The organism is Achromobacter deleyi (assembly GCF_016127315.1).
GTDB classification, from domain to species: Bacteria; Pseudomonadota; Gammaproteobacteria; order Burkholderiales; family Burkholderiaceae_B; genus Achromobacter; species Achromobacter insuavis_A.
Window position 1 is genome coordinate 1,499,326 of record NZ_CP065997.1, and the last position, 14,601, is coordinate 1,513,926.

A 14,601-nucleotide genomic window follows, 5' to 3' on the forward strand; every position below is an offset into this window, starting at 1 on the left:
TCTGGGTCCCCGCCAACCTGTCGCCGATCCCCCGATAGCCCGGCACCCGTACCTCCCGGCAGTATTCACGGCGTCTCCAGTAGCCCGTTAACCTCATACGCCCCGCCGTGGTCTTCGAATAGGCAGTTTCACGCCCGAGGCAGGTGCCAAGCGATGTTCTCGTCGTGACTGAACTCGGGCCTGGAGTCTTCAATCACTCTTCTTACGGAGGAGTCCCAACGTAGCCCTCTATCAAATACACATCCTTTACGTTGCAGTCAGGATAAACCCACTTATCCCAATTAGATATTATCCAATCCCTGGAAACCCCCCCTTCCGAATATCCGCATTCTTTGGGCAGATAAACCAGTACCAATCCCGCCTTATAGCCAGACGTCACAATCAGACCATGCGGCCTATCTGCCGCTTTAGTCATAAAAATCATAAAATCAACATAATCTTCATATGGGAACTTTGCGGGCATTCTAAGAACATTCCCTCGGTAGAGGGCATCCCCCCTAAAATCCACCAACTTAATCATTGAATTCATATTATTTCACCTTCAAATCGTGCCTACCGGTTTGATCTGCCGGACTTATCATTTCAAAATTGAAATCTACCTCGCCCAGGTGTTTTCCGCTCTTCGCATCAAGCCTCTCAAAACTCGCATGCTGAGTATCCAACGCATATAGGTTTCCGTCTTTTGACCTATACACGTCTCGCCCATTAATTTTCGAGAGCTTACTGTCCTTGACCATTCCGTTTTCCCTGACCACCTTTGCTACCGCGTTCTTAATAAGCGCAACCCTTTCCCCAGGAGGCAAACGATGTATGCTCGCTTCAAGTTGGGCGGCGGTCTGCCGTCCGGAGGAGGTAAGGGGTGAGCCTCCGTTTCCTCTCTTAATGCCGCCAGCGACCGCGGCAGCTCCAAGCGCTCCTTCCGTGGCAATGCTATTCCACGCTTCCTTCTTTGCCTCTTCCGAGCCCGATAAAATTGCGTGCCGCAACACCTCGTTATGGTCGCTCTGGATGAGCAGGCTCATGCCCTTGACGGCCTTCAATTCCTCTCGGTCCGCCTCGCTCAGACCGCCTTCCCGCCGGCTTTTCTCCAGTAGCTCGCTTGCGCGCGCGTCGTAGCTGGCGGCCAGGGCTGCCAGCTTCTGCGCACTCTGCGTGCACTCGGAGCCTTCACAATTCACTAGCTCGGCACGCTGCTTCTTGCTGAGATCAGCGTATCGATCCCTTACCTCATCCTGGCACGCGGCGTCCTTGCACTGCATCGACTCGCGGATACGCGCCTCATGCTGCAAGACAGTCAGATGATTGTTCTCCGTCTCCAACGCCGCCGAATGGGTGGCGACCACCGCATCGGCGCCCGCCGCCGTCGAGATTCCTGCCACCAGCGACCGCACCAGATTGCTGCGTTGCTCCTTCTCTTCCGGCGTCATCTTTGAAGCATCGCCAGCAAACAGCGCATTCAGTACAGCCCCGGAACCCGCCCCCAGCGCGCCAGCGCCGCAATCACTGCCTTTGCCTGCCGCGCCCACGCAGCCCACGATCGCGTGCATGGCGGCGCGAGCCGTCTCGGCCTTTGGGCCTTCGCCCAATGCCGAGACGATTTTCTTCACCTCGGACCCGGCCAGGCCTTGCAGATAATTGACTGCGGCCGCCTGGATCGCGTCCCCGGCCGTGCCAGTCACATTGCCGGTTGCGGCTCCCATGATTGCGGTCAGCCAGCGGCGGTTCTCGCCGCCGGGCTGCCATTTCTTGGCATCCTCATACGCTTGTTCCAGTTGCGCCCGGCGCGGGCCCTCGGGCTCGTTCTTCAGCGCGTCTTCCAGCGCCTTGGTCTCTCTGGCCCGATTCGTCAGGAACTGCCCCGCCTGCCGGCTGGCCTCCGAAGCAATCTCGAACCCCGCCTCGATCTTCTCCTTGTCGAAGATCGGCTTGAGCGCATTCAACGTATCCGACGAAGTGTCGCGATTCAGCGCGGCGATCGTTTGAGCCGCTGTCATCCCCGTCAAGTCCTGCTGTGCGACCTCATCGTGGATCACGACCGTCCCCGCGCTGATGGCGCTCTGCGTCGTCGAGCCGTCACTGCCGCGAGCCGCCACCACCACCGGCGTGCCCATGCCAAAGCCGTTGCCGCCTTCCGCGATGGACGAGCCATGCTCCTTGCCCGCGCCGCCGGCCACGTCGCCGTCCTTGCTGGTCCCCAACCCGGTGTCCGCGCCCTTGCCGCCGCCGAAGCCGAAGCCCCCGCCTATCGACACCTGGCTGCCGCTGTACCTGGCACGGTTGCTGATGTCCTTGGTGACCAGCGTGCCGGTGCCAAGCTGGTTCAAGCCGTCGGCGATCGCACGGTCGCTGCTGGCGATGACGCTGCCGATCAGCGTGGTGTTTTTCCGAACGTCGATCTGGAAGCCGCCATCGCCCGCGCGCAAGCCTGTCTGTTCCGTGACCGACTGGAAGTCGCTGTTGATCTTGCCCGTGCTGGCGTTGGCCGAGACGCTGCTCGACCCCACGCAGTAGGGCGGGATGCACAGGCTCACGCCGAAGCCGGCGCTCTTGTTGCTGGAGGCGTACTGGCTGCTGTCCTGCAGGCTTCCGAGCAGCAGATCACCCCCTACCGACGCGATGACCCGGTTGGCTTCGCCCGTCGCCCCCCTGAGCGTGGTGTTGCCTCCCGACTGCATAGCCAACACCTTGCCGGCCGAGACGTGGCTGTTGGTCCAGCTTTCGTCCTTGCCTTCGGCCTTGCCATGGCCGAGCGAAGCGCCCAGTTCGAGCGTGAAGCCGTTCTGCTGCCCGCCGGTCGAGTAACCGATGCCGATACTGGCGCTGCTGCTCTTGCTGTCCGTCTTCTGTTCGGCCGCATTACGCGCGGCTTGCAGCAGAATGTCGCCTTCGGCCTTGAGCACTGCGCTGTTGCCCGCGGACAGGTCTGAACCGATCAGGTTGATGCCTGAATCCTCGCCCGCGCCCTGGGCGACGATTGTCAGGTCACGCCCGGCCGCCACCGTCGAGGCGAAGGCGGTGGACGCGCTGCGATCGGTCGTGCTGCTGCTCTTGCTGGTGCCCAGGCTGAGCTTGATGCTGACGCCGCCCGCCTTGTCGATCGGGTTGCTCGAACCCGGCTTGGCCAGTTCCGCCGCTTCGGCGGCCTTGGCGGAGGCGCGCACGGCGTCATACGCGTTGACCGCCGCCAGGCCTGTCGTGGCGCCGGCCAGCCCCTTCATGACGGCGTTGTCGGTCTTGCCCGACGCCTCGGCCATGCGCGCGCCCGTTTGCAGCGCGCTGACGATGGGGTTGCTCGCGGTGAGCGTCAGGCCGCTCTGCTTGATCTCATGGAATTCCTTCTCGCGGCCGGTATCGTGCGCGGCGCCGATGTTCACTTGCTTGCCGATCAGCGTCACATCGCCCTGGCGAGCCAACACGTTGCTGCCAACGACGTTGAGCGATTGCCCGGCGCGGATCAGCGTATCGCCTTCTACGCTGCCGACCGTGCTCGCGGTGTGGAACGTCTTCTTGCCATCGAGCGAGTCCGTTTGCCTGCGCGTGCCGTAGCTCAGCCCGCCCATCGCGCCCAAGCCCGACTTCTTGACCATTTTGTAGTCATAGCGGTCAGAAGTGTTCTCGCCGGGCAGAATGTTCACGTCGCGCCGGCCCGATGCAGTCAGGTCATGCTGCGCGCCGACGTTCGACCCCGCCACGTTCAAGTCGCGTCCCGCCGTCAGCACTGCCGTGTCACCCGTCAGCGTCGAGGCCTGTGCTTGTTCCCAGGCCGTGGAACTGATGGTGTGAGAGGTGCTGCTCGACAGGAATACCCGCTTTTTCCGATAACTCTCGGCATAGGTGGAGCCCGCGGCCACCCCCGCGGCCACGTTGAGATCCCGCCCGGCGTGCACCGTCAATAGCTTGCCGGCCGTCGCGTCCGCCGCGCGCGCATTGACGTCCTGGCCAGCGATCCATGTCATATCGCCGCCGGCCGTGAGCGTCGCGCCGATCTCCCGGCTGGCCGTCAGTTCATGACGGTTACGCGCATCAGCAACGATTCGTTCGCCATGGTTCTGAGCGACCGTTTCGAGCCTGACGTCGCGCCCGGCCTGCAAATACGCATCCTCACTGGCCGACACCTGCGCGGCCGTCAACGTGATGTCTCGCCCCGCCTGCAGATTGAGCCTGCCTGCGTCCACGCTGGACACGCCGCTCAGATGCGTGCCCCAGGTGCTGCCGAAGTTCTCGGAGGCCGTTGTCGATGTCAACGCGATGTCGCGTCCCGCCGATAGCGCGACTGCATCCCCCTTGATCAGCGAGGCCAGGTTGGTCAGGTTTTCGCGGGCGGCAAGGTCGACCAGGGTGCCCTGGATACTGCCGCCAGCCTTATTCAGAATGTTGGCCGCCGTCATCACGGTGGCAGCGCGCGCACCGATGGTGCCGCTGTTGACGATGTTGCCCTCGGCCGCCAGCGTCACGTCACGACCGACCATCAGTGTGCCGTCGCCCTGCAAGTCGGTCGGCCGAACCAGCAGGTAGACGCGTGGAACCAGCACGGCTTCGGTCGTGCCATCAGGCAGCGTGACCGTCTCTTCCACCAACCAAACAAGGTCGGCGGTCAATTGGCGCTGCTGCGCCTCGCTCAGCGCCACCCCGAGCTTCAAGCCGCTAAGCTGGGCGAACCGCGCGCCCTCGGTCATCAGCGCCTTGTATTGCGCGTCGTAGTCGCTGTAGTTCTCCAGAAAACGCTGACCAGAGGAAGCCAGGATCTGATCAGACACCAGTCTCTGCTCATAGAAGCCATCGCCCAGGCGCCTGGGCTGGCCGGTGGACGTCAGGAATCCTGCGCCAGGGGGAAGCAGAACGCTCCAATCCGGCAAGCGCGCGTCGGACGGCTCGTTGCCGGTGGTCGCGTCGCCCATTGGGATGTCCGGCGAAGCACCGGGCCGGCGCAGCACGTCCAGCAGATAGTCGCTGGACACCGACGGATGCTGGCCGACGAAGCGCGGGTCGGTGGCAACGATGTAGGGCGCGTCCGGCTTGCCGCTGATGGCAAAGAGCTGGCTGTCCGGAATGCTGACGGGATTGGAGACACTACGCACAGCCGCATCGCCAGGCAGCGTCACGCTGGCGATCCGTACCGTTCCAGGCGCTGGCGGGCGACTGGCGCCAGGACTGGAACCCACGAGCGCAACCCCGACATTGCTGCCCGACGTCCCCACCGGCAACTCGATCGGCTCCGCAGCCATGGTCTCGTTGTAGGGCGACCTGGTCTCCCGGCGCCTGCGGCCATGCTCATCTGTGAAAACTTGCGTACCCGCACGCGTGATGGTGCGGGTACCGGCCGCGCCGATATTGACGATTGCCGGACCTTGCACGGACAGCATCCCACCTGCCGCAATCTGGCTCTTGTCGTTGGTGACCACGCCGGCAAGCGCCATGTCCCCGCCCGACAAAATCTTTGCGGGATCGGAGGCGGTCGTGCGTGTCTCGGTGACGGTTTCCGTGACGATGTAGTAATAGAACCCTTCGACCAGTCGTCTTTTATAGTCTTGGTTGAACTCGACAATGCGCGCGTTCAACTCCCTGAAGGGCGCCTGGTATTGCGCGAAGGCTTGCTTGAAGGCTTGCCGGCGCGCGGCCTGCGTCTTGGCGCACACGCCGGGCTGTTCGGCGCACCCGGCATCGGGATTCCAGGTTGGCATGGGGCCTTCCGGCGGCTTCACGCCGAACACCTGCCAAATCTTCTCGTCCGTTCCGTACACGTGGGTCGGCCTGCGAGATCTGTATCTGCCGCCCATCCACAGTGACCCAGCACCGCAACCTGGACTACCATCCACGCCATTGCACGCTGTCATGCTGGGCACAACCGCGGGTGCGATAGGCACATTCGGGCCATGCTTGTCGCCGACCACGAACGGCGCATAATCGAACGGCGGCCCGTAACGCGATGCCGGGTATTTTTCCGACGGCAACAAGAACTGATGATTTGAATCGTTCTCCAGAAACGTCAACGGATCCTTGCCACACACGGGCCGATCCGTCTCGCATAACCAGTTCGTGTCGGCGTCGTACATGACCTGCGAGTTGCGGGTTCTGAAGTACACCTTGGGCTTGGACGACACCTGCACCGTTTCACTGGCATAGTGGTCGTTCTGGTTGTGGATGGAGGCGGCCGAGATATCGGCATCGCCGGCCGCCTCGATGGTGGCCGAGGCGTTCAAGAGCGAGACAGCCTGATCGATGGCCGCGCCTTGCGCATCCAGCGCACCGCCGATGCGCAGGTCGGCGCCCGAGTAAATCAGTGCGTGGTCGCGATTGGTCAGCGACCCCACCCCAAGATTCATGTTTCCACGCGAGGCGATGACGGCGCCGCCGCCCGCGCCCGCGCCATTGATCAGCGCGCCTGCCTGGATGGACAGCGTGTCGCCATAGATACGGCCGGTGTTCTCCACGCGATCCACGATGATGCGGGTCGAGCCGCCGTCGATGATGCCCGCGTTGGTCAGGCCGCGCGCGACCGTGATGGCATTGGCGCCGCCGGCCAACAGTTCGCCCGACGCCTGGTTGTTCAACGCATCCGCCGTGATGCTCAGATCGCGAGCAGCGCTGACCCTGGCGCGGTTGTCCATGTCACCGCCCACGGACAGCGCCAGGTCGCGGCCGCTGGCGATGTCGCCTTCCTGGTTCAGGGAGCCGGCGTACTGGAAGGACAGATCTCCCGCCGACTGCAACGTCCCCAACCCTTGCAGCACCTGCGTGATCACCGTCAGGCGCTTGTCCGCCAACAGCTTGCCGCCGGCATTGTCCAGCCGGTCGGCCAGGATTCGCGCATTGCCCTGGGAGGCGATTTCGCCGCCGGCGTTGTCCAGGTCCTTGGTGGTCAGCGTCAGGTCCGCGCGCGCCAGCATGGAACCCGCCTGGTTGCCAACACGGTCCGCCAGAATGTCGACCACCTTTGCCAGCACGCCCTTGGGTGGATCGCCGGCGGCGGTCAAGGTGTCGCTGTTGTCCAGACTGGCGGCGCGTAGCGTCAGCGCGTTGTCGGCCAGGATCAGGCCTTCGCGGTTGTCCACCGCGTCCGTGGGGGTAGGGGCGGCAGTCTCGGTGATGCTCAAATCGCGCCCGGCCAGCGTGCCCCGGCGGTTGACGATGGCGGCGGCCGCGATACGCGCATCGCCCTTGGCAGTAATCCGCCCGCCGGTGTTGTCGAGTCTTCCGCCCAGCTTGATCGCGGCATCGCGCGTTGCGGCCAGATCGCCACCCTGGTTGCGCAGATTGGCGGCGGTGACATCCAGGGTGTGCCCCTGGACGATCGCGTTGCGGCTGTCCACGTCGCCGGGCGTGGACAGCACGAGCTTGGCGACGGCGGACAGCTTGCCGCCCGTCAGATCCAGACCGTCCGCGGACACGCTCAGCGTCTTGCCGGCCAGGCTCGCGCCCGGGTGGACAATGGCGCCCGCCGTCAGCGCAAGGCTGCCGGGCAGGTTGAGCGCGCCGTCGGCGTCCACACCGGCCACGAACTGGCCGGCGTTCGCGAGTTGTCCCGTAGCGGTGGCGATCAGATCGCCGCCGGCCAGCACCGAGCCCGTGTTGTCCAGCGTGGTCCCGGCCTTCAGACTGGCGCGACCGGCCGCCGAGGCGATGCCCGCGTTGCCGAGCGCACCGCCCGCGCTCAGGTCCAAGGCCGCGCCGGACTGCAGGCGGCCGTCCGCCGTGGTGGTGAGTCTGCCAGCGGCGCTGACGTCGAGGTCGCCTGTTTGCGTCGCGGCGATGCCGCCCAGCGTCGCATCGGTGCCCGCGCGCAGCGTCATGCCGTGTTGCGCGGCAGCCGAGCCCAGCGCGGTGAGCGCACCGCCCGCGTGAGCCGCCAAGCTGCCCCCCGCCTGCTGCCGCGAGGCGGCGCGCAGCGCGATGTCGCCGCGCTGCGCGGTCAGCGAAAGATCGCCCTGCAAGGCGGCGGCCGTGCCTTCGATGCTGAGCGTGTTGCCCGCTCTCAACGATTGCGAGCCGCCCGCCAGCATGCGGCCAGCCACTTCCAGTGCCCCTGATGCTGAGGCGTTCAACGTGCGGCCAGCTTGCACCAGCCCGGTCGTGCCCACCGCCACGTCACGGCCTGTCAGCGTCAGGGTCGCGTCGGTGGCGGCGGTCCCGTTCAAGTGCGCATCGTGCGTGGCGGCAAGCCGCATGTCTCCCACGGAACTGAGGGCGCCCGCCACGAACAGGGAGCGCCGCGCGTTGGCGGTCAGCGTACCCGCGGCCTGCAACGACCCGTTCTGTTTGACGACGACATCGCTCCCAGCCGTGATAGAGGCATCGCCCGCTGCACGCCCGCCCAGCGCAGCCGCCAGACCGCCCACGCGGACGTCCCCTTTTGCGGTAAGCGTCAGGCCGCCGCCGGCGGCAATGACGCCATCAGCGTCCAGCTGGGCGCCGGCACTCGCGTTCAGATTCTGCGACGCCTGCATCCTGCCGGTTGCCGCGACTTCCAGGTTTGCGCCCGCGTCAGCCGCAAGCCCGCCCGCCAGCGCGGTCGCGATGCCGGCGATTCGCAGGTCCCGACCCGCGCCCAGCAGCAGCTTGGCGCTGCCCTGGGCCAGGCCCGTCTCGCCGACGGTCAGATCGTCGCTCGCCTCGGTGCGCAGAGTACCGTTGGCGACGGTCTTGCCGTTCAACTCCGCATTCGTGCCGACTGTCAGGATGATGTCCCGCAGACCGGAAATCGTGCCGTTCGCCAGCAGCTTGCCGCTGGCGTGCGCCTGCAATGATCCGCCGGCCTGCAACGCACTCGCACCACCCAGCGTCATGTCGCCGCCGCTGCTGGCGTTGAGCGTGCCTGCATCCACCAATACCGTGCCGTCCACGGTCAGGTTTTTTTCGGCTCGCAACGTCGCGGCTTGACCCGCCAGCAACGTGCCGGCCAGGTCCACTTGGCTGCCAGCCTCCAGGTGCATGCCCACGTCACCGCGCGTCGCGCCGGCCACCGATAAATCGCCTGCCGCGAGCAGGCGCGCCTTGCCGGATGCGTGTGCTTGCGCCGTGGCGCCGATACGTAGATTGCGTCCGGCGTCCATACCCAACGATCCACCGGCACTGAGCGTTCCGTCCAAGCGCGTATCGCGTGTCGCCCGCGCCTGGACATCGGCCGCGGACACCAATGCGCCGCCCAATGTGAGGTCGCGGCCCGCAGTGGCCCGCACCTGCTTGCCTTGCAGCTTGCCCGCCGAACCCTGCGCCAGATCGTTGCCGCTTGTCAGGCTCAACGCCGCGTCGGTCAGGACGGCCCCGCCCAAGGATGCATCCCGGCCGGCTCGTAGCGTGACGTTGCCGGTCGACTGCAATTGCGTGCCGGCCTCCAGGGTCAAGTTACCGTCGGCCTGGGTCAGCAGCGTGCCCGACGCGTACACCTGTTGCGGCAGCACCAGGTCGCGTCCCGCTTGCAGCGTGACGCTGTTCTTTGCGGACACCACGCTGGCCACCAGGGATACGCCGCCACGCGAGTCGGCCGGCGCGTCGGACGGTTTGCCCAGTTGCGCACCCGACTGCGCTGCGACACCGGCGCCAGCGCCGCTATCCGTGGTTACGCCCTGGGCGGGTGGCGGCACAGCCGCCTGAAGGGCCGCCGTCAGGTTGCGGCCGGATTGCACGCGCGCATCCTGGCCCGACGTCAGCAGGCTTCCCGATAGCGAAAGGTCCCTGCCGGTGGTCACACGCAAGGCGCCCTGGGTACGCAGGCTGCCTTGTGCGCCCACTGTTGCGTCGCCGCCCGCGTCCATGTCCAGCGCCGCGCCTGCGCCGACCGCGCCCGGGATCGCGACATTACGTGCGGCGGTGAGCGCAACCGCGCCTGTCGCCTGCGCCGCGCCCTGCACGGCCAGGTCGCCGCCGCTGTCCACGCGCAGATCGCCCGCTGCCTGCACGGTGGCGCGCGGCGCAATGCGGACGTCGCCGGCGGCATTGACCTGCAGATCGCCCGTCAGCGCCATCAGATTGCCGCCGATGTTCACCCCCACACCAGCCTCGGTGCCAATCAGGCGGATGCTGTTGGCGTACATGCCGCCCAGCGCGGCGGTGTCCAGCGCCACAGCGGGTGTAGGGCCATCACCTGCCTGCGCCGATACAGCGCCCGTGCCGTAGTCGACCCGCGACGCGCCGGCCGTCACGTTCAACCGGTTCGCCCAGACCTGCGCGTTGATTTCCAGCGTGCGCGCGATCAGGTCCACCTGGCTCAGGTTCAGGCCGTTCAGGCCTTGTCCCTCGATGCCCAGCCGGCCTGCCGCCACGTCAAAGCCGATGCCGCCGTCCGGCCCGACGCGGGGTTTGCCAGTGGTCAGCGTGGCCCGGTCGGCATTCAGGAAGCCGCAGCCATTGCAGGTGATGCCCGCCGGGTTGGCGACGATGACGTTGGCCCGATTGCCGGCCACTTCCAGCGTACCGAGCAGTTGCGACGGATTCGGCGCGGTGACCTGGTTGAGGATCGTGCCCGCGCGCTGATTGCCCAGCATTGGATTGCCGGCCACCTGGCCGGCCAATTGCGTCCGGCTGGCGCCGCCGCTGTTGTTGAGCACCGCGCCGGACGGGCCGACGTTGAATTGCGTGTAGCGGTTGTTCGAGACGCCGCCGGCCGAAGGCGGCGCGATGTTGACGACAGGCACGCCATGGCTGACGCCAACGGACGGCCGGGCGCCCGGCACACTCTTGTCCACCGAGATCGGCAGGGTCTGCGCCAGCACCGGCGACCAGGCCTGCGTGAAGACCACGGACCACACGATCAGGGAGCGGAGCTTGGACATCATTCGTACTCGGTTGAAGAAGGCGAGGAGGAAGGGCATCGCAAGCGTCTTGATGACCGCGGAAGACAGCCACACCCCTTTTTCCCGCGGCGGATCGCCAGCGCTATCTGCGATCGGCAATTGCGCGTTTCGCGAAGCGCCATGCAGGGCTTCATTTTTAGTCGTGGTCAGCTTGCGCAAGACGTAGGAACGATCCGAGATTCGGCGAGACACGCGTGAGAATCGGATGAATGACGTGTTGTGTGGGCGATCCACGCATCGGCGGCAATCACCCTGTATCCATATCGGAAGCCCCGCGCCGGCCTCCCGCAATGCCTAGCGTCCGTTCAGCCCGCTCCCATCTTCACCGGATGCTTCGGCGCCCGATAATGCGACGAACGCTTGCGTGATTGCCGTGTCGTGGCCTCAAGGGACCGCCCCGGCTTGGCCAGCGCCCGCGCCAGTTGCTTGCCTGACACCCTGCGGCTGCCGACGGTGTCGTCGTCCACATCCACCTTGACATACAGCCGGAACAGCCAGAATTGCCGTTCGGCGTCGCACCAGTAATAGATCACCCGCAAACCGCTGCGCTTGCCACGGCTGCGGTGGGGATCGGCGTAGCGCAGCTTGCGCAGTCCGCCCGTGCCTTCGAGCACCACGCCCGCCTCCGGCATTTTCAGCATCATGCCTTGCAGCGCGCGGAATGCGTCATCGTCCAGGAACTTCTCGCGGTGGCGCGAGAACTCGGGCAGTTCGACAAACAGAGCATTCATGGCAATGCACGCGTATCACTATCGGGGATCGACTGAAACCCATTTTGAAGGGCTTCAACGCGTCCATGCGCGTGCGGGCCCTGGGTTTCGGACGAAGCGAATGGCTGCGCGCCCCTGTGTAATATCCCCCCACACCGCCATCAAAGGACCCACATGGAATTAACCCTGCCCGGCAAGCTGCAAAAGCTCGACCTGGCGCATCCGCTGGCGTGGCGCGTGGTGCAGGAACTGGGCTTCGTTCTCAATGACCTGTCGGTGCAAGAGAAGCTGCCCAAGGTGTTCAAGCCGGTATCACCGCCGCCGTACCTGAACGGCGGCCCGGAGGAATGCCTGGCGTGGGTCATCGAATCGACCTGGAACTACATCGACCCGGGCTGGATCGCCGAGACCTTGGAAGGGTATCTGCCCAAGCCGGTGGATGACGCGGCGGCCTGGGCGGGGCAGTAGCGGCGAGCCGGTCCCGCACGGCCGCCCCCCCTCGTCCGGCCTGAACGCGCAGGCCCCCAACACGCGCGCGCTAGAACCGCCCCCGCAACGTCAGCAACACGCTGCGCGGCGCGCCATAATTGTTGCGGTTCTCCACGTACCCCGGGTACTCGTAGTACACCTTGTCGAACAGGTTATTCACGTTCAATGCCGCCGTCCAGTGCGACGTCAGGTCGTACGCCACCCGCGCATTCCACACGCTGTACGACGGCCGCCGCACCTTCGAGATACTGTTGGTCAGCGCGCTCTGCCAGTTCACGCCGGCGCCCAGGCTCAGGCGGTTCCACTCGCCCGGCAGGCGGTATTCGCTCCAGACGCGCAGCAGGTGGCGCGGGGTTTCCTCGCTGAAGGTCTGGCCTTCGCGGTCGGGGTCGCTCAGGTACTTGTTGCTGTTGAAGGTGTAGCCGGCCGCCAGTTGCAGGCCGGTCATCACCTCGCCGCTCAGCTCGGTCTCGAAGCCCTGGCTGCGCACCTTGCCGGCGGCGCGCGAGCAATAGCCGCCGTTGCACACCGGGCCGGCCTCGTAGTCCTGCACCGCGCGGTTCTTCTGGTCGATGCGGTAGACGGCGAACGAGGTATTGAGTTTGCCGTCCATCAGCTCGCCCTTGATGCCGGCCTCGTAGTTGGCGCCGACGATGGGCTTGAGGATGCTGCCGTCCAGCGTGGTGGCGGTCTGCGGCTCGAAGATGTCGGCGTAGCTGGTGTAGACCGACCAGTTCGGCGTCAGCGCGTACACCAGGCCCAGGAACGGCGTGAACTCGGCGCTGGCCTTGCTGGTGCTGACGTCGCTCCAGGTGGCCGCCTGCGTGCTGTAGCGGCTCTCGAACCAGCTGAAGCGGCCGCCCGACACCAGCGTCAGGTCGTCCGTCAGGCTGCTGCGCAATTGCGCGTAGATGCCTTTCTGCACGTGCGGCTCATAGCGCGAGGTGCGCTGCGAATCCGGGAAGCTGTCCGGCCTGGGCACGCGCGCATCCGGGCGGAACACGTCTAGCGGCAGGTAGTTGGAGGCGTACTCGATGCGGTCGGTGGACTTGAGCCGCGACAGACTCACGCCCACCACCAGATCCTGCGGCATGCCGAAGGTGGTGAAGCGTCCGTTCACGTTGGCGTCAAAGCCGATGTGCCGCGCCGACTTGTCGTAGTTCCAGGCGTTGCGCATCGGCCCCATGCGCGTCACCGGGTCCACCGCGCCGGTTGCATCCAGCGCCGTGGTCAGGCTCTCTTCCTTGACGTAGGTGGCGGCGATCTTCAGGCGCCAGTTGTCGTTGAAGCGGTGCGTCAGGTCGGCGAACAGCTGCGTTTCGTCGCGGTCCCACTTGTTCCAGTCCGCCCCCAGAAAGGTCGAACGCTTCAGGCCCAGCGAGCTGCCATCGCTGTAGCGCGGCATGCCGCCAAAGAAGGGCGTGGAACGCAGCCGCGACACCAGCACGCCCGCGCCCAGCGTGGTGCGCGGCGTCAGGTCGTAGTCGAGCGCGGCGTACAGGTTGGTGTCGCGCTCCTTGACCACGTCGATGAACGAGCCCTTTGTGTCGTAGTCCAGCACCGCGCGGCCGCGCAGGCTGCCGTCGGCGTTGAGCGCGCCGCCCGCGTCCAGCATGCCGCCGTAGTGGTCCCACGAGCCGGCGCGCGCTTCCATCAGCACCTGCGTCTCGGCGGTCGGGCGCTTGCGTACCAGGTTGACCGAGCCGCCCGGCTGGCCCGCGCCCTCGAACAGCCCCTGCGCGCCGCGGAACACCTCGACGCGGTCCAGATAGGCCGTGCTGCCGGTGAAGCTGTTGCCCACCGCATAGAAGCTGCGCGATAGCGGCACGCCGTCGTACTGGATGTTGCTGATCTTGAACCCGCGCGAATAGAAATTGCGCCCGCCGTCCGCCACCTCGCTGATGGTCACGCCGGTGGTGTTCTCCAACACCTCGCTGATGGTGGCCAGGTTCTGGTCGTCGATGCGCTTGCGCGTCACCACCGTGACCGACTGCGGAATGTCCTTGAGCGCCTGCTCGGTCTTGCCGATGGTCGCCGCGCTGGCGGCGTACGACTGCGAGCCTTCGGTCTGGGCGTGATACGTGCCGCTCACCAGCACCGGCGACAACGTGCTGACGCCGGTGCGCGGCTCGGCCTCGATGCGGATGCCGCCATCGACATTGACCGCGCGATAGCCCGTGCCCGCCAACAGCACGCGCAAACCGTCCGCCGTATCGAAGGCGCCATTCAGGCCGGCGCTGCGCGCCCCCGCCAGTTGCGTGGACGAATACGCCAGCGAGATCCCCGCCTGCCGCGCGAACGCCGACAACGCGTCATTCAAGGGCCCGGGCGCGATGGCATAGACGCGCGCCGACGCGGTCGCCGCTTGCGTCGCGGGCGGCACGGCCTGGGCGCGCGCGGGCGCCGCGCTCGTCAACGCGCCCAGGGCCACCATCAACGGCAGCAGCGCAACAGGGGAAAGGGAAGGGCAGGCGCGCAAGCAAGCCCGGTCACCGGGCGGCGTGGCCGCGGCCCGGAGGCGGTGGGTCTTCACGAGAGATACTCCATTGAGGGTCGGTCGATACGGGGCAGTGCGCACTGCTGCACCCGGTATGACGAGCGTCTTGCCCAAT

At 65.9% G+C, this 14,601-nt stretch carries 5 protein-coding genes; 1 reads left to right on the forward strand and 4 read right to left on the reverse strand.

What is annotated here, in order from left to right; all coding sequences use genetic code 11:
* Positions 1-202: 202 nt before the first annotated feature.
* From imm45 to I6I07_RS06775, 3 genes are all read right to left on the reverse strand, one after another.
* Positions 203-529 carry an Imm45 family immunity protein gene (imm45, locus tag I6I07_RS06765; RefSeq protein WP_198486091.1) on the reverse strand — a complete coding sequence of 109 codons (327 nt, stop codon included), beginning with the start codon at positions 527-529 and terminating at the stop codon, positions 203-205.
* Position 530: 1 nt separating this feature from the next.
* Positions 531-10,949, reverse strand: coding sequence for a hemagglutinin repeat-containing protein (locus I6I07_RS06770; protein WP_198486092.1), 10,419 nt, complete (start codon positions 10,947-10,949; stop codon positions 531-533).
* Between the two features lie 146 nt (positions 10,950-11,095).
* Positions 11,096-11,521 (reverse strand): toxin, encoded by a 426-nt coding sequence (locus I6I07_RS06775; protein WP_198486093.1) that lies wholly within the window; start codon positions 11,519-11,521, stop codon positions 11,096-11,098.
* 153 nt (positions 11,522-11,674) lie between these two features.
* Between I6I07_RS06775 and I6I07_RS06780 the strand changes: the two genes are divergently transcribed.
* The gene (locus tag I6I07_RS06780; RefSeq protein ID WP_232625930.1) at positions 11,675-11,968 is read left to right on the forward strand and encodes a hypothetical protein; all 294 of its coding nucleotides are present in this window, start codon (positions 11,675-11,677) and stop codon (positions 11,966-11,968) included.
* 70 nt (positions 11,969-12,038) lie between these two features.
* Here I6I07_RS06780 and I6I07_RS06785 read toward each other — a convergent pair whose 3' ends face one another.
* Complete coding sequence (locus I6I07_RS06785; protein ID WP_232625932.1) at positions 12,039-14,468, reverse strand: TonB-dependent siderophore receptor; 2,430 nt, start codon at positions 14,466-14,468, stop codon at positions 12,039-12,041.
* Positions 14,469-14,601 lie beyond the last annotated feature (133 nt).

Excerpts from the sequence above, each read along its gene's own strand:
- I6I07_RS06780 (WP_232625930.1), top strand. The coding sequence starts at position 11,675 with ATGGAATTAACCCTGCCCGGCAAGCTGCAAAAGCTCGACCTGGCGCAT.
- imm45 (WP_198486091.1), bottom strand. The coding sequence starts at position 529 with ATGAATTCAATGATTAAGTTGGTGGATTTTAGGGGGGATGCCCTCTAC.
- I6I07_RS06775 (WP_198486093.1), bottom strand. The coding sequence starts at position 11,521 with ATGAATGCTCTGTTTGTCGAACTGCCCGAGTTCTCGCGCCACCGCGAG.